Source organism: Pseudomonas sp. PHC1 (genome assembly GCF_046487845.1).
Lineage (GTDB): Bacteria > Pseudomonadota > Gammaproteobacteria > Pseudomonadales > Pseudomonadaceae > Aquipseudomonas > Aquipseudomonas sputi.
The window spans coordinates 284,005-299,904 of sequence record NZ_JBJXHJ010000003.1 but is presented as its reverse complement, the minus strand read 5'-3'; the positions used below and the strand labels follow the sequence as shown (position 1 = coordinate 299,904).

Here is a 15,900-nt window from a genome sequence, read left to right as displayed (position 1 = left end):
ACGCCGCTGCAATCACCTGCAGCGGCGTTTTTCGTGTTACCCGTGAACCGAATTACTTCAGGGTCACGGTGCCTTTCATCATCGAGATGTGGCCCGGGAACGAGCAGAAGAAGCCATACTTCTCGTCCGCCTTGAGCTTGGACACGTCGAGGGTCAACGAGTCGGTTTCCTTGGCGCCGATGATCTTGGTGTGAGCGATCACGCGCTCGTCACCGTCCTTCAGGTAGTTCTTGTCGATGCCGGCGGCCAGGCCATCGGTGGCGATCGGCTGCATGTCGGCTTCTTTGCTGATCACCAGGTTATGGCCCATGACGTTCTTCGGCAGGCTGCCGGAGTGGGTCAGCTCGACGGTGAAGGTCTTGCAGCTCTTGTCGATCTCGATGGCCTTGGTGTTGAAGGACATCTGGTCGGTGGAATCAACGGTGGTTTTGCACTCGGCAGCCATCAATTGGCTGCTGGCCAGCGCCAGCAGGGATACCGCAACAACTTTGGAAAACATGGTGAATCTCCAAGGCAGGGTTAACAAAACACAAGTGGTTGGAAGACTGCCTGAAATCTTCGCAAGTTCCTATGACTTGAGTCAAAAATTGTATACAACTTTCAGGCTATGACACTCATCGAAACAATCTAACAGCCAGACGTTTGGCCGGACCGTATCTTCAGGGCTCAACACTCATCTGGAGCATCAGCCATGTCCTTCAACAGCCTGTTGTGCAGTCTGCTCGCCGCTTACGCCTGTGGCGCCAGCGGTACCTATGAAACCCCGAAACGCGAAGTCTAGCCCTTGGATCAAGGCGTGCCAGCCATTACCCTGTGACCGATTGACCCAGGAGGAAGGCATGTCTCTCACATCCGTTTGTGTATTTTGCGGTGCCAACGCCGGCACCACCCCGGCGTATACCGAAGCCGCCATCGCCCTAGGCACTGCGATTGCCGAGCGCAAACTGACCTTGGTCTACGGCGGTGGCGCCGTCGGTCTGATGGGGATTGTCGCCGACGCCGCACTGGCGGCCGGTGGCGAAGTGATCGGGATCATCCCGCAGAGCCTGATGGACAAGGAAATCGGTCACAAGAGCCTGACGCGCCTGGAAGTGGTCGACGGCATGCACGCCCGCAAGGCGCGGATGGCCGAACTCAGCGATGCGTTCATCGCCCTGCCGGGAGGCCTCGGCACCCTGGAGGAGCTGTTCGAAGTCTGGACCTGGGGTCAACTCGGCTACCACGGCAAGCCGCTGGGCCTGCTGGAAGTGAACGGTTTCTACAGCAAACTCACTGCATTTCTCGATCACATCGTCGGCGAAGGCTTCGTTCGCGCGCCACACCGTGACATGCTGCAAGTGAGTGAATCGCCGCAAACGCTGCTCGAAGCCCTAGACACCTGGAAGCCCACCGTCACGCCCAAGTGGGTCGACCAGAAACCCGACTAACCGCCGGGCACCGATACAGGGCAGAATACGCGCCGCTCAACCTCACCTTCGACCCCAGAGGATCGCCCATGGCCAAACCCAATTACTCCTTCGCCAAACGTCAACGTGACCTGGCCAAGGAACAGAAGAAAGAGGAAAAGCTTCAGCGCAAGAAACAGATGGCTGAAGAAGCGGCACTGAACCCTGACGGGGAAGTGGCGACCGATGATGATGTTGAAGCACCGAAAGACCAGGCACCCGACGCCTGAGCTGATCCGCGAAATTGAACACCCTCCATTGCGGGAGCTGACTGGCTCCTGCAATGGATCGCACCTATTCCAGCGGCATCACCGTGACCCGCACCTCCGGATCATGGCTCCCTCCCCCCAGAATCACCCCACGCAACGGCGACACATCGGAGAAATCCCGGCCCCAGGCCAGGGTGATGTGCTCCAGTGCCGGCTGCACATTGTTCGTCGGATCGAAATCCACCCAGCCCAGCACCGGGCAAAACACCGAGACCCAGGCATGGGACGCATCGGCGCCGATCAGCCGTGGCTGCCCGGGTGGCGGCTGGGTCAGCAAGTAGCCGCTGACGTAACGCGCCGCCAGCCCGCGTGATCGCACACAGGCGAGCATCAGGTGCGCGAAGTCCTGACAGACCCCGCGCCGGCGCTCCAGCACTTCCACCAGTGGCGTCGCGACTTGCGTCGCTTCGGCATCGAAGGTGAATTCGCTGAAGATCTTCTGCATCAGGGCCTCCACCCCCAGCATCAACGGTCTGCCGGCCGGAAAACAGCTCTGCGAGAACTCGACGAAGCTGCGCTTGAGATGCACGTAGGGCGACTGGAATCGATAGCGACAGGCTTCCAGCAACGAGGCGGACAGCGGCTGGCTGCTGTAGGTCAGCGCGTTGCGGGTCAGTTCCCAGGCCGGTGACTGATTGAAATCCACCACGGGCCGCACGCGCACTTCAACCGTCAGCCTGGCGTTGACCTGCAATTCATCGTGGGGCCGTTCGAAGGCCAGGCGGGTCAGCGGATTGCCGAACACATCCTGCTCGTCACGGCGGGTGGTCGGCTCCGGACTGATCAGCAGTTGTTGCTCGGTGCAACGCTGCCACTCGCATTCACGCGGCCACAGATGCGCCAGTTGCTGGGCCAGGGACACCGGGCTGTCGTAGCGATAGCAGGTGTCGTGAAAGATCTGGTAATGGGCACTCATCAGACGGACACCGTGCGCTGGCTGACATCATCGACATGGGCGAAATGGCGCAGGGCCAGACGGTCGGACACCTGACTGCTGGCGTCGGCGATCTGCTGCAGCAGATCCGCCAGACCGTCGAGGGCCGCGCGCACGCTGGACTCGCCAAACAGCGGGTTCTCCAGACAGCTCAGGTCGAAGCGCGCCAGACGCTCGACCAGTAGCGGCAATCCGGCCTCCCTGGGTACAGCGAAATCATCATTAAGGCGTCTGAGGGTGCGAGTCACCAGTTTCAGCTGGAACAGCACCGCGTGGGGGTTCTGCTCATCCAGCAGCAACAGGTCGAGTACCGGAATCAACTGCGCCACCGCCAGATAACGCGAGCGATAGGTGATGCTGCTGTTGCCCAGCTCCAGCAACCACTCAAGCCCGGCTTGATCGAACGCCCCGGCGCCACGCAGGAAACCCGCAAGGCTGCTGCTGAGAAACTGCAGGCGCTCGATCCGCCGGCCGATCATCAGGAAACGCCAGCCTTCGTCGCGGGTCATGTCGTCGAAGGCAAACCCGGACAGCGCCGCCAGCGACATCACCAGCCGGTTGAGAAAATCCAGCAGTTCACCAAAATCCGGTTCATCGGTGTCCAGCTCCGAAGCCTCACGTTGCAACTCCACCAGCGCCTGCCAGTTTTCCCGGGACAACTTGCCGCGCACCTGGGATGCCGCCCACTGCAAGCGCTGCAGGTTGGAACGCAGGCTGAACGACCAGTCCTCGCCGAGCAGTGCCGCGAGCAAGCGTTCCGGCAGTTCACCTTCATCCGGCAGCAGCATCAGCCGCTCGCCCAGATCCACCGCAGCCTGCAAGGCTTGCGGGTCATCACCGTCGACGTAGCGCGCCAGCATGATCCGCAACAGCCGCGCGCTGTCGTCGCAGCGCTCGCAGTAACGGCCAAACCAGAACAGGTTTTCCACCACCCGCGACGGCAGATACGGATCGCGGCGCACCAGATCAGGCACGCCGATGCTGCGCTGGGCTTTCCACTGCTCCCCGCTCGGCGGTCGATCCCCCAGCACCCAGGTGTCCTTGCTCGCGCCGCCGCGCTGCATCGACACCACTTCGGCATCAGCCTCGGCCGCAACCCGGGTCAGGCCACCGGGTAACACCCGATAACCGTCGTGACTGGCCACCGCGTACATGCGCATGCCAATCGCCCGGGGTTGCAGTTGCCCGTCCTCGGGCTGCCAGATCGGCGCCTGGGACAACTGGGCAAGTTCTTGCGCAACATAGGCATAAGGTCGGGCCTGCATGCGCGCAGCGAGACTTTCACGCTGTTTTTCGCTCAGATCCCGGCCGAACACCGGCGTAAAGCTTTGCGACGGGAACGCCGGTTTGATCAGCAGCTCCGGCAGTTTTTCCAGGGCCTGGGCCAACACCGGCGCTTCGCCGCACCACCAGGTGGCGATGGACGGCAGAATCAGCTCTTCGCCGAACAGGTACTGATTGATCTTCGGCAGGAAACCCAGCAACCCCGGCGACTCCAGCACGCCGCTGCCCAGCGCGTTCGCCACCAGCACCCGGCCCTGACGCACCGCCTCCAGCAATCCCGGAACACCCAGCGCCGAATCCGTGCGCAGTTCCAGCGGATCGCAGAAATCATCATCGAGCCGACGCATGATCGCGTGCACCCGGCGCAGGCCGCTGAGGGTTTTCAGGAAGACCGTGGCATCGCGTACCGTCAGGTCGCCGCCCTCCACTAGCGGATAGCCGAGCTGGCGGGCGAGATAAAGATGCTCGAAATAGCTTTCGTTGAAACGCCCCGGGGTCAGCAGCACCACCAGCGGCGCGTCATCGTCGCAGGGAGCCTGACGGGCCAGGGTTTCCTGCAGGGTGCGGAAGAATCCGGCCAGGTGCTGCACCTTCAGATCCCGGTACAACTCAGGGAAGGCGCGGGACACGATGGTGCGGTTTTCCAGCGCATACCCGGCCCCCGATGGCGCCTGGGTGCGGTCCGCCGTCACCCACCAGCGCCCGTCCGGCGTACGCGCCAGATCCACGGCATACAGATGCAGAAAGGCTCCGTCCGGCGGCGCAATGCCCTGACAGGGCCAGAGGAAGTTGTTGTGGCCGAACACCAGCTCCGCCGGCAGCAAGCCATCGCGGATCAACCGCTGCGGGCCATACAGGTCCGCCAGCACCGCATTGAGCAGCCGCGCGCGCTGGGCGATCCCGGCAGACAGCTGTTGCCACTCGTCAGCGGCGATCACGTGGGGCAGCAGATCCAGTTCCCACGGGCGATCCGCACCGTTGGGGTCGGCATACACGTTGTAGGTGACGCCGTTTTCCTGAATCTGCCGGGTCAGCAGCGCCTGACGCTGCACCAGTTGCGCCGGGGTGCTGCGCTGCAGTTGGTCGACCAGTCGCCGCCAGTGCGGGCGCACCGCCCCGCTGTCGTCGAGCAGTTCGTGGTAGGTGCCCGCCGTCAGCGGGTAGCGGTCAAGCAGGTCAGGCATGGAAAGCTCGGCAGCCGGCAAGGAACGGTCAGACTAACGCAGGCACATGACGCCCGGATATACGAAAAATCCGGGCGTCGCGTACGATCTAGAAACGTCGTAAATCGAGTGTCATCGGTAGTTCGTCGGAGGTTGTCAGGTTCGGTATAGGAAGTTTCCCCGGCGTATGTCCGATGCGGAAGAAACGCGCCATGCGCCGGCTCTCCGCTTCGTTGGCATTGACCGGCAGCGACTCGTAATTGCGCCCGCCCGGATGCGCGACATGGTACTGGCAGCCGCCCAGCGAGCGCTGCATCCAGGTGTCGAGCAGGTCAAACACCAGCGGCGCATGCACCGGGATCGTCGGCTGCAGGCAGTTGGCCGGTTGCCATGCGCGGAAACGCACAGCGGCGACGAACTCGCCCACCCGCCCGGTCGGTTGCAGCGGCACCGGGATGCCGTTACAGGTCAGCAGATAACGTTGCGGTGGCAGCCCCGTGAGTTTGACCTGCAAGCGCTCCAGCGATGAGTCGACGTAACGCACCGTACCGCCCGCCGCGCCCTCCTCGCCCAGCACATGCCAGGGTTCGAGAGCCTGACGCAACTCCAGTTCGATGCCGTTGACGGCGTAATCGCCGACCTTGGGGAAACGAAACTCAAGATGCGCCGCAAACCATTCCGCACGCAGGGGGTAACCGGCATTGTTGAGCTCGACGATGACGTCGGCGAAGTCCTGCTCGATGAAGTGCGGCAGCAGGAAGCGGTCGTGCAACTCCGTCCCCCAACGCACCAGTTTCGGCGGTGCATAAGGCTCGCGCCAGAACCGCGCCACCAGCGCCCGCAGCAACAGCTGCTGGGCCAGGCTCATGCGCGCATGGGGTGGCATCTCGAACGCACGCAGCTCCAGCAGACCCAGACGTCCGGTGGCACCCTCCGGTGAATACAGCTTGTCGATGCAGAACTCGGCGCGGTGGGTGTTGCCGGTGACGTCGATCAGCAGATTGCGCAGCAAGCGGTCGACCAGCCACGGCGGGCACTCCTCTCCCGGCGCCGGCATCTGCGCGAAAGCGATTTCAAGTTCATACAGCGCATCGTTGCGCGCTTCGTCGACGCGCGGTGCCTGGGAGGTCGGGCCGATGAACAGGCCGGAAAACAGGTACGACAAAGACGGATGGTTGTGCCAATAGCTGATCAGGCTACGCAGCAGATCCGGGCGGCGCAGAAACGGTGAATCGCCCGGTGTCGCGCCGCCGAGCACGAAATGGTTACCACCGCCAGTGCCGGTGTGCCGTCCGTCGACCATGAATTTCTCGGTGGACAGTCGAGTCTGCCGCGCTTCTTCGTACAGAAACTCGGTACGCTCGACCAACTCGTCCCAGGTCGCCGACGGCTGGACGTTGACCTCAATCACGCCAGGATCCGGGGTGATACGGAAATTGCTCAGACGTGGATCGCTCGGCGGCTCATAGCCTTCCAGCAATACCGGGCAATGCAGTTCCTCGGCAGTGGCTTCGATGGCAGCCACCAATTCCAGATAATCCTCGACCCGTTCCAGCGGCGGCATGAACAGGTACAACCGGCCCTCCCGGGCCTCGGCGCAGAACGCGGTGCGGGTCAGCCAGTCGGCGGACTCGTCGATCTTTGGCACACGCTCGTTGGTCGGAGCGGGCTCGCCATGATCGTTGAGCTGCGTCGTTTCGGGCAGTTCGGGGAAATCCTGATTCGGATCGTTCGGATGAATGAACGGATACTCCGCCGCCTTCACCCAAGGCTGCGAACCCAACGGCAGGCGATAGCCCAGCGGTGAATCCCCGGGCACCAACCGGCAATGCTCGTCGCGCAGATACCAGCGCCCGCTCTGCCATTGATCACCTTTGGCGGTGCGCGCCAGCGGCAGTACCTGGCCGATGATCTTGTCCAGCCCCTGACTGAACACCTTGCGCAGTCGCGCACGTTCCAGCGGCTCTTCCAGTCGCGAGTCCTCGGCGCTGACGTTGCTCGGCAAGGCGCCCTCGCGCCAGAGGTAATAGAAGTTGTCTTCGTAGGCCGGGAACACAAAGCGTGTCGGCAGTTTCAGGCGTTCGGCGACACTCGCCAGAAAGCGCCCGGCCAGTTCACCCGTGGCGCCGTAATCCTGCTGCTCATCGGCGATCAACGCGTTGTTGTGCCAGATCGGCACGCCGTCGCGGCGCCAGTAGCAATTAAGCGACCAGCGCGGCAGTTGTTCTCCGGGATACCACTTGCCCTGACCGAAGTGCACTAGCCCTTTTGGGGCGTAATGTTTGCGCATGCGCTGAAACAGTTCGGCGGAGAGCCGGCGCTTGTCCGGGCCCAGGGCGGCAGTGTTCCACTCGGCGCCGTCGGGGTCGTCGATGGACACGAAGGTCGGTTCACCGCCCATGGTCAGTCGAACGTCACCTTCCAGCAGGTCGGCATCGATCTGCCGGCCCAGCGCCTGGATCGCCAGCCACTGCTCATCGGTGTAGGGCCTGGTGACCCGTGGCGCTTCCCAGATCCGCTCCACCGACATTTCGTGGCTGAACTCGCACTCGCAAGGCTCCACCAGACCACTGATCGGCGCCGCCGAGGACGGATCGGGGCTGCAGGCCAGCGGAATATGTCCTTCCCCGGCGAACAGGCCGGAAGTGGCATCAAGGCCGATCCAGCCTGCGCCGGGCAGATACACCTCGCACCACGCGTGCAGGTCGGTGAAGTCCACATCAGTGCCGGACGGGCCGTCGAGACTTTTCACGTCGGCGGTCAGTTGAATCAGGTAGCCGGAAACGAAACGCGCCGCCAGCCCGAGGTTGCGCAACAGTTGCACCAGCAGCCACGCGGAATCGCGGCAGGAGCCGGAGGCATGTTCAAGGGTGTGTTCCGGGGTTTGCACCCCCGGTTCCATACGAATCAGGTAATTGATGTCCTCGCTCAGACGCTGGTTGAGCGCCACCAGGAAATCCACGGCCGGCAACGGCGTGCGGTCGATGGCATCCAGATAGGCCTGGAATTTCGGCGTCAGCGGCAGGGTTTCGAGGTACGGCGCCAGCTCCTTGCGCTCATCGGCGGCGTAGGCGAAGGGGATTTTCTCGGCGTAGGGTTCGAGGAAAAAGTCGAACGGGTTGAACACCGCCATCTCGGCCAGCAGGTCGACCTCGATCCGCAGTTCGGCGGTTTTCTCGGGGAACACCAGCCGTGCGAGGTAGTTGCCCTGAGGGTCTTGTTGCCAGTTGATGAAGTGCTGCTCGGGCGAGACTTTCAGTGAATAGGACAGAATGCGCGTGCGGCTGTGGGCAGCCGGGCGCAGCCGCACGATCTGCGGGCCGAGTTCGACAGCGCGGTCGTAGCGGTAATGCGTGACGTGATGCAATGCGACATGAATCGACACGGCGTGCCTCCTGCGAGCCCAAGCGTATTCGAAAGCGCGCAAGACTTATGCCATGCAGAGGCTTGGGCGCTTTCCCGGAATGCTCAAGGCAGTACAGCACCAAAATCGGGCGATGCGGTGAAATGCTTTGGCACAGTTGCACGCAAATGTTGCGAGGCACAACGCAAAACGCCAACCCGAAGGTTGGCGTTCTGTTCAGCTCAAGTGCGTTTCAGCGTGGTACGACCGGCTTGCGTGCCGGTTTCGGGCCTTTGCCTTTCGCCGCTTCCTTGCGCTCCTTGGCGGCCTGCTGGTTGCGGGCGAATGCCGCGGCCTTGGCCTGTTCACGCTTGTCCCAAGGATTGCCGCCGTCACTGGCGCGCGGAGGCAGACCGGTGTGCTGAGTGAGGATCTTGGTGGTCTTGTCCTTCGCGACCTTGTGGCTACCGGCCGGCGTCGAATTCTTGCGACGGGCACTCTGGTAGCTGTCGGTGGCCGGTTGATGCAGCGGGATCAGCTGGTGCTTGCCCGGCCCGATCAGGTCGGCGCGGCCCATGCGGGTCAGCGCTTCACGCAGCATCGGCCAGCCTTTCGGGTCGTGATAACGCAGGAACGCCTTGTGCAGACGACGCTGCTCTTCGCTCTTGACGATGGTCACGCCGTCGCTCTTGTAGGTGACCTTGCGCAACGGGTTCTTGCCCGAGTGGTACATCGCAGTGGCGGTGGCCATCGGCGACGGATAGAACGCCTGCACCTGGTCGGCCCGGAAGCCGTTGCCCTTGAGCCACAGGGCCAGGTTCATCATGTCTTCGTCGGTGGTGCCCGGGTGCGCGGCGATGAAGTACGGAATCAGGTACTGCTCTTTCCCGGCTTCCTTGGTGTACTTCTCGAACATGCGCTTGAAGCGATCGTAGGTGCCGATCCCCGGCTTCATCATCTGGTTGAGCGGACCTTCCTCGGTGTGCTCCGGGGCGATCTTCAGGTAACCGCCGACGTGGTGGGTCACCAGTTCCTTGACGTACTCCGGCGACTCGACCGCCAGGTCGTAACGCAGGCCGGAGGCGATCAGGATCTTCTTCACACCCGGCAACGCCCGGGCGCTGCGGTACAGCTGAATCAGCGACGAGTGGTCGGTGTTCAGGTTCGGACAGATCCCAGGGAACACGCAGGACGGCTTGCGGCACGCGGATTCGATTTCCGGACTCTTGCAGGCGATGCGGTACATGTTCGCGGTCGGGCCGCCGAGGTCGGAAATGACGCCGGTGAAACCCGGCACCTTGTCGCGGATCTCTTCGATTTCGCGAATGATCGACTCTTCGGAACGGTTCTGGATGATCCGGCCTTCGTGCTCGGTGATCGAGCAGAAGGTGCAGCCACCGAAGCAGCCACGCATGATGTTCACCGAGAAACGGATCATGTCGTAGGCAGGGATTTTTTCCTTGCCGTACGCAGGATGCGGAACACGTGCGTAAGGCATGCCGAACACGTAGTCCATTTCTTCAGTGGTCATCGGAATCGGCGGCGGGTTGAACCAGACATCGACATCGCCATGCTTCTGCACCAGCGCACGGGCGTTGCCCGGGTTGGTTTCCAGGTGCAGCACGCGGTTGGCGTGGGCGTACAGGACCGGGTCGTTACGCACCTTTTCCATCGACGGCAGACGGATCACCGTCTTGTCGCGGGTCATTTTCGGGCTGGCCAGGATCTGTACGACCTTGGCTTCTTCCGGGTCATCAACCGGGCCCTTCTCCTGCTCGATGGCGCAGGCCTGAGTGTCCTGGGTATTCACGTACGGGTTGATGATCTTGTCGATCTTGCCCGGACGGTCGATGCGCGTGGAGTCGACTTCGTACCAGCCTGCCGGCGTATCACGACGAATGAACGCGGTGCCGCGTACATCGGTGATGTCTTCGATCTTGTGACCATAGGACAGACGCTGGGCGACCTCGACAATCGCTCGCTCGGCGTTGCCGTAGAGCAGGATGTCGGCGCTGGCGTCGATCAGGATCGAGTTGCGCACGCGATCCTGCCAATAGTCGTAATGGGCGATGCGGCGCAGGGAGGCTTCGATGCCGCCAAGCACGATCGGCACGTGCTTGTAGGCTTCCTTGCAACGCTGGCTGTAGACCAGGCTCGCACGATCCGGACGCTTGCCGGCCATGCCACCCGGGGTGTAGGCGTCGTCGGAACGGATTTTCTTGTCCGCGGTGTAGCGGTTGATCATCGAGTCCATGTTGCCGGCCGCGACGCCGAAGAACAGGTTCGGCTCACCGAGCTTCATGAAATCGTCTTTGGACTGCCAGTTCGGCTGCGCGATGATCCCGACGCGGAAGCCTTGCGACTCCAGCAGCCGGCCGATGATCGCCATGCCGAAGGACGGGTGATCGACGTACGCATCACCCGTCACAATGATGATGTCGCAGGAATCCCAGCCAAGCTGATCCATCTCCTCCCTGCTCATCGGCAGGAACGGCGCTGGCCCGAAACATTCGGCCCAATATTTTGGATAGTCAAATAACGGCTTGGCTGCTTGCATGTCGATAACCGGTGTTGGCTTTCATTGAATTTCGCGGGCGCGGAATATAGCACAAATTTTGACCAATTCCGACGACTGTGGTCGGTTTCTCCAATTGCCGTTTCCCGCCCCCCGGCCCCGCTCCCGATGATCTGCACCTTTCGGGTTCGCAGTAAAACCAGGCCGTGACGCCGAAGACTTCAATCATGCATTCAAGGATGAAAAGACATGCCCGTAAAACCGCCTTCAAAGGGTGTTACCAGCGCTGAAGTACATACCCGGCCCTCGCGCCCGGTCACAGACCCCCTCGCCAGGAGCGAGATGACCTCGCGATTGCCCCCGATCAACCCGCGTCCCTTTCCCGACCAGCGACCGGACAGGTTGCCGACCGTCGGTGACATGGATGCGATAACAGCGGCGCCACCACTGACCGTCAGCGAAATCCCGAACGCTGGAACACCGGCCATTCCCGTGCCACTTTCAATGGCGGACTATCGCATCCGTCCCGGTCTCTTGCTGCCGGATCCCGACGATCAGGGTCTCATCCGACTCAAAGGTCGACTCTTCGTCAGCACCGAGGATGACCACGTCCTGCATGTGGGCCTGGACCCCGACAACGGGTTGTACCGCGCCAAGCTGCCCGGCGAATTGAAACCCTCCGGGCCGATCCTGTTGCAGGATCCCTTCAGTCTGCGCTGGTTTTTGCCCGACGACGCTGACCTGATCGGTTCCCCGCTGCCACCCAACCGCCTGGAAAGCTTTCGTACGCCTCTGGATTTCGCCGGTACATCGACGGACAGCGAGGGACTGCACGGTTTTGAAGGCAAGCGATACGCGGTCATCGAGGGCCATGCCTACCAGGTCATGCGAGACATCGATGCCTCCTCTCCCGCCAGAAACGTCTGGCGCATCGTCAACCCGAAGGATCCGGTCGCCCACGATACCGATAACGTTTATCGCGCGAGCCGGCCCGGTGAAACCCTGGCCATTGCTCGAGCCCCCAACCTCGGCTGGGTTTCGAGCCGCTTCGGCCTTCTGGGTGGAATGCCCCGAACCCCTGCTGCCCGAGCCAATGTCGCGCTTTTGCTACAGCGGTATGAGCCTGTCAGGGAAGCCTTCGGTGCGCTGCAAGCGTCCGACGCGCGCTTCAATGAACTCTGGGGCGTTGCCCAACATCTGCCGGAAGGCAGCGACATCGAAAGAGCGGCGCTGATCGGACTTGAAGTCCATACCCTCAAACATATCCGCCTCCAAGCCGAGTACGTCCAGTCACTCATCGACAACAAGGACTGGCTGGTCATGATGAAAGCCGGCGGTGTCTACAAAACCGAACTGCATGAACAACAGCTGGCCAGAATCGACTATTTCAACAAACTGCTCGCCATCATGGATCGGCGGGCTTACCCCACTGTTGCACTGATGACGGTCAATGCGCTGAAAGGCAATCTCGCTCACATGAGCAAGAAACTGCAGATCCTCGATGACCGCCAGGCCGTAATGGATCAGGTTCGCAAGGTATCCCGCAGCGCTGCACTCGAAATCGAAGAGATCAATCGAGGCATACCCGGCGCTGACCAGATCAACTGTACCCGATACAACCTCTGCCTGCGCCTGCTCTCCGATGACCCGAACATCCCGCCGCCGTTCGGAATACGGAGCTACATGGCCGTCAGTCTGATTGTAGAAGAACTGCACAACGTTTCCGGCCAGTCTCGGCCAGGCGTCCTGCAATTGGCACTCGATGAAATCAGAACGGAAAAAGGCCGCTTCGCAGATCGGTTGCCGGCACTGCCGCCCATAAAGGCACCTTACCTGCAGGAAGCGATCTCCGTACTCGGAACATTCGAGTCGAGGATCGAAGGCCAGTTGAACGATATCTACGCCAGGGTCGACAGCAACACCGAGTGGCCCGCACTCGATCAGGACATCGACCTGGACTTCGTGCCGCAGCAGCCCGCCCCGACAGCCGCCCCGAGCGCCCCGCGAAAGATCTTCCGGACCCGTCAGCATGGGGCTTACCGGGTTCTGGTAGGGGTCAAGCAAGTCGATCCGGACGGTAGCGTCACGGTTCACGTTCCGGACCCGTTCAAACCGGATGCCCCGCCTCAACGCTACGAGAAAAGACAGGGGGAATGGCTGCCGATGCGCTCTACGCCCCCTGCGGCTTCCACACCACAGCTGCTCGGTCAGGCCACGCAACTGCTCGCCAGGGTCGATGGATTACTGGACGAGGGACTGGCGATGGAAAGCCGCAAGTCCAATCCGACCAGTATCCGGGAATCACTGGACGAGAGCGCCGACGAGCTTCACGGATTGGCCAGACGCCTGGAGAACATCGAGGGGGTTGCCAGCGATGCGCAGGCCGCCAGCGTCATCGCGCGCCTCAAAGCAGCGGGTGATTCGCTCAGTGCAGCGGGACGCAAAATCATGGTCCGCATGTACAAGGACAAGACCGTACTGGACGTTTTGCGACTGAACTACCTGCTCGAACATTCCGAACTCAATGTCATCAAGACCGTCGCCCGAAAGCAGTTGGGCAAGGGCAAGGACAAATCGTTTCTCGATGTCTATTCGATCAATGATCGCTCCGCCAATACCCCGCTGTGGGAAGCCCACTTCCATTACGACCGACAGGATCGACGTCCGCTGGATTACACGGTCAGGGGGGCCCACATGAAAACCCTTGCCCAGGCCGGAACGGGCAGCGTATTCCAGCAACGCCAGGAGCAGGCGGGGCTTGCCCATCAGCCCATATGGCGGGAATACATCAGCCCGAAGGTTGCACAGAAGCTCTTCGACTGCGCGAATGAACCACCCGTCGGCACACAGGTTCGGCCATAGCCCGCCCAACCCGTCAATGACCGTCTGGCCCGCCGACAGCAACAGAGACGGTCGGACGCTTCGTTTCAACCGGCCCGGGGAGCCGGTTGAAACACTGGGCCATTATTCGTCGTCGTCGAAGTTGTAGCTGCCCGGGGCAAGGTTCTCGAAACGGGTGTATTTGCCGATGAACGCCAGGCGAATGAAGCCGATCGGACCGTTCCGCTGCTTGCCGATGATGATTTCGGCGATGCCCTTGTGTTCGGTTTCCGGGTGATAAACCTCGTCCCGATACACGAACATGATCACGTCGGCGTCCTGCTCGATCGCTCCGGATTCCCGCAAGTCGGAGTTCACCGGACGCTTGTTGGGACGTTGTTCCAGGGAGCGGTTGAGCTGCGACAGAGCAACTACCGGGCAGTTGAATTCCTTGGCCAGGGCTTTGAGGGATCGGGAGATCTCGGAAATCTCGTTGGTCCGGTTGTCACCGCTGGAACCCGGGATCTGCATCAACTGCAGGTAGTCGATCATGATCAGGCCGATGTCACCGTGCTCGCGAACCAGGCGCCGGGTCCGGGCACGCATCTCCGACGGGCTGATGCCGGCGGTGTCATCGATGAACAGCTTGCGGTCGTTGAGCAGGTTGACCGCTGAGGTCAGCCGCGGCCAGTCGTCGTCTTCCAACTGACCGGAACGCACCTTGGTCTGGTCGATACGACCGAGGGACGACAGCATACGCATGATCAGCGATTCGCCTGGCATCTCGAGGGAGTACACCAGCACTACCTTGTCGCTGCGCAACACGGCGTTTTCCACCAGGTTCATCGCGAAGGTGGTCTTACCCATCGATGGACGGCCGGCAACGATGATCAAGTCGGCCGGTTGCAGGCCGCTGGTCTTCTCGTCGAGGTCGGTGTAACCGGTGGACAGGCCGGTGATCGAATCGGCGGTGTTGAACAGGGTGTCGATGCGGTCGATGGCCTTGGTCAACAGGTCATTCACACCCACCGGGCCGCCGGTTTTTGGCCGGGCCTCGGCAATCGCGAAGATCTGCCGCTCGGCTTCGTCGAGGATTTCCTCCGCGGTGCGACCTTCGGGATTGAAGGCGCTGTCGGCAATTTCCGTGCTGATACCGATCAACTGGCGCAACGTCGCGCGTTGGCGGACGATCTGCGCATAGGCCTTGATGTTGGCGACGGACGGCGTGTTTTTCGCCAGCTCGCCCAGGTAACCGAGGCCGCCGACTTGCGAGGTCTGACCTTCCTTGTCCAGTTGCTCGGCAAGGGTGACGACGTCGATCGGCAAGTTCTGATCGGCCAGTTTGGCGATCGCGCGGAAAATCAGACGGTGGTCATGCCGGTAGAAATCGCCGTCGGAGACTTGATCGAGCACGCGCTCCCAGGCGTTGTTGTCCAGCATCAGACCACCGAGCACGGCCTGTTCGGCCTCGATGGAATGCGGCGGCACCTTCAGCGCGGCGGTTTGCAGATCGTATTGCTCGGGAGCGGAGATTTCGTTCATGGCCACTTTTTAATCAGGAAAAGCAGGGAGTGCAGAAAGACAAAGGGCACGACCTGTAAACAGGATCGTGCCCGATGTTAACCGTCTGACGGACAGGCCGCCAGTCGATCAGGGTGTTGCTTAAGCTGCTACCACGACAACGCGTACGGTGGCTTCAACTTCGGCGTGCAGGTGCACGGCCACGTCGAATTCACCCACGTTGCGGATGGTGCCGTTCGGCAGACGAACTTCGCTTTTCGCCACTTCAACGCCGGAGGCGGTCAGTGCGTCAGCGATGTCGTGAGTACCGATCGAACCGAACAGCTTGCCTTCGTCGCCAGCGGTGGCAGTGATGGTCACTTCCAGCTCGGCCAGTTGGGCAGCACGGCTTTCAGCCGATGCCTTACGGTCTGCGGCGGCTTTTTCCAGCTCAGCACGACGCTCTTCGAACGCAGCCAGGTTGGCAGCGGTCGCAGCGGTCGCTTTGCCGAAAGGCAGCAGGTAGTTACGGCCGTAACCGGCCTTAACGTTTACTTTGTCGCCCAGGTTGCCCAGGTTGGCGATTTTTTCCAGAAGGATCAGTTGCATGTGGAAATCCTCTTAACT

At 61.6% G+C, this 15,900-nt stretch carries 10 protein-coding genes; 3 read left to right on the top strand and 7 right to left on the bottom strand.

From position 1 onward, the window contains the following. Positions 1-52 precede the first annotated feature (52 nt). Positions 53-499 carry an azurin gene (azu, locus tag ACKJSM_RS06335; protein ID WP_236181933.1) on the bottom strand — a complete coding sequence of 149 codons (447 nt, stop codon included), beginning with the start codon at positions 497-499 and terminating at the stop codon, positions 53-55. Between the two features lie 340 nt (positions 500-839). Here azu and ACKJSM_RS06330 point away from each other — a divergent pair, with 340 nt between their 5' ends. Together ACKJSM_RS06330 and ACKJSM_RS06325 are read left to right on the top strand one after the other, a co-directional pair. Continuing rightward, a complete protein-coding gene (locus tag ACKJSM_RS06330) occupies positions 840-1,427 on the top strand; it encodes a TIGR00730 family Rossman fold protein (protein WP_410236972.1) in 588 nt (195 codons plus the stop codon). Between the two features lie 68 nt (positions 1,428-1,495). After that, positions 1,496-1,675 carry a hypothetical protein gene (locus tag ACKJSM_RS06325; protein WP_007950694.1) on the top strand — a complete coding sequence of 60 codons (180 nt, stop codon included), beginning with the start codon at positions 1,496-1,498 and terminating at the stop codon, positions 1,673-1,675. A gap of 64 nt (positions 1,676-1,739) precedes the next feature. Here ACKJSM_RS06325 and ACKJSM_RS06320 read toward each other — a convergent pair whose 3' ends face one another. The 4 genes from ACKJSM_RS06320 to ACKJSM_RS06305 form a co-directional block, all read right to left on the bottom strand. Next, positions 1,740-2,630, bottom strand: a complete 891-nt coding sequence (locus ACKJSM_RS06320) for a transglutaminase family protein (protein WP_236181931.1) — start codon at positions 2,628-2,630, stop codon at positions 1,740-1,742. Then, complete coding sequence (locus ACKJSM_RS06315; RefSeq protein WP_410236970.1) at positions 2,630-5,116, bottom strand: circularly permuted type 2 ATP-grasp protein; 2,487 nt, start codon at positions 5,114-5,116, stop codon at positions 2,630-2,632. Before ACKJSM_RS06315 ends, ACKJSM_RS06320 begins: the two co-directional genes overlap by 1 nt. 88 nt (positions 5,117-5,204) lie before the next feature. After that, complete coding sequence (locus ACKJSM_RS06310) at positions 5,205-8,480, bottom strand: DUF2126 domain-containing protein (RefSeq protein ID WP_410236968.1); 3,276 nt, start codon at positions 8,478-8,480, stop codon at positions 5,205-5,207. Positions 8,481-8,691: 211 nt separating this feature from the next. Then, positions 8,692-10,995 (bottom strand): YgiQ family radical SAM protein, encoded by a 2,304-nt coding sequence (locus ACKJSM_RS06305; protein ID WP_410236967.1) that lies wholly within the window; start codon positions 10,993-10,995, stop codon positions 8,692-8,694. Between the two features lie 300 nt (positions 10,996-11,295). Here ACKJSM_RS06305 and ACKJSM_RS06300 point away from each other — a divergent pair, with 300 nt between their 5' ends. Next, positions 11,296-13,815 carry a hypothetical protein gene (locus ACKJSM_RS06300; protein WP_410236966.1) on the top strand — a complete coding sequence of 840 codons (2,520 nt, stop codon included), beginning with the start codon at positions 11,296-11,298 and terminating at the stop codon, positions 13,813-13,815. Between the two features lie 102 nt (positions 13,816-13,917). Here the strand turns inward: ACKJSM_RS06300 and dnaB are convergent, their stop codons facing one another. Both dnaB and rplI read right to left on the bottom strand, forming a co-directional pair. After that, a complete protein-coding gene (gene dnaB / locus ACKJSM_RS06295; RefSeq protein ID WP_011332193.1) occupies positions 13,918-15,315 on the bottom strand; it encodes a replicative DNA helicase in 1,398 nt (465 codons plus the stop codon). A 120-nt stretch (positions 15,316-15,435) separates the two neighbouring features. Next, on the bottom strand, positions 15,436-15,882 hold the full coding sequence (rplI, locus tag ACKJSM_RS06290) for a 50S ribosomal protein L9 (RefSeq protein WP_003186385.1): 447 nt from the start codon (positions 15,880-15,882) through the stop codon (positions 15,436-15,438). Positions 15,883-15,900: the final 18 nt, after the last annotated feature.

Excerpts from the sequence above, each read along its gene's own strand:
- azu (WP_236181933.1), bottom strand. The coding sequence starts at position 499 with ATGTTTTCCAAAGTTGTTGCGGTATCCCTGCTGGCGCTGGCCAGCAGC.
- ACKJSM_RS06330 (WP_410236972.1), top strand. The coding sequence starts at position 840 with ATGTCTCTCACATCCGTTTGTGTATTTTGCGGTGCCAACGCCGGCACC.
- ACKJSM_RS06325 (WP_007950694.1), top strand. The coding sequence starts at position 1,496 with ATGGCCAAACCCAATTACTCCTTCGCCAAACGTCAACGTGACCTGGCC.
- ACKJSM_RS06320 (WP_236181931.1), bottom strand. The coding sequence starts at position 2,630 with ATGAGTGCCCATTACCAGATCTTTCACGACACCTGCTATCGCTACGAC.
- ACKJSM_RS06315 (WP_410236970.1), bottom strand. The coding sequence starts at position 5,116 with ATGCCTGACCTGCTTGACCGCTACCCGCTGACGGCGGGCACCTACCAC.
- ACKJSM_RS06305 (WP_410236967.1), bottom strand. The coding sequence starts at position 10,995 with ATGCAAGCAGCCAAGCCGTTATTTGACTATCCAAAATATTGGGCCGAA.
- ACKJSM_RS06300 (WP_410236966.1), top strand. The coding sequence starts at position 11,296 with ATGACCTCGCGATTGCCCCCGATCAACCCGCGTCCCTTTCCCGACCAG.
- dnaB (WP_011332193.1), bottom strand. The coding sequence starts at position 15,315 with ATGAACGAAATCTCCGCTCCCGAGCAATACGATCTGCAAACCGCCGCG.
- rplI (WP_003186385.1), bottom strand. The coding sequence starts at position 15,882 with ATGCAACTGATCCTTCTGGAAAAAATCGCCAACCTGGGCAACCTGGGC.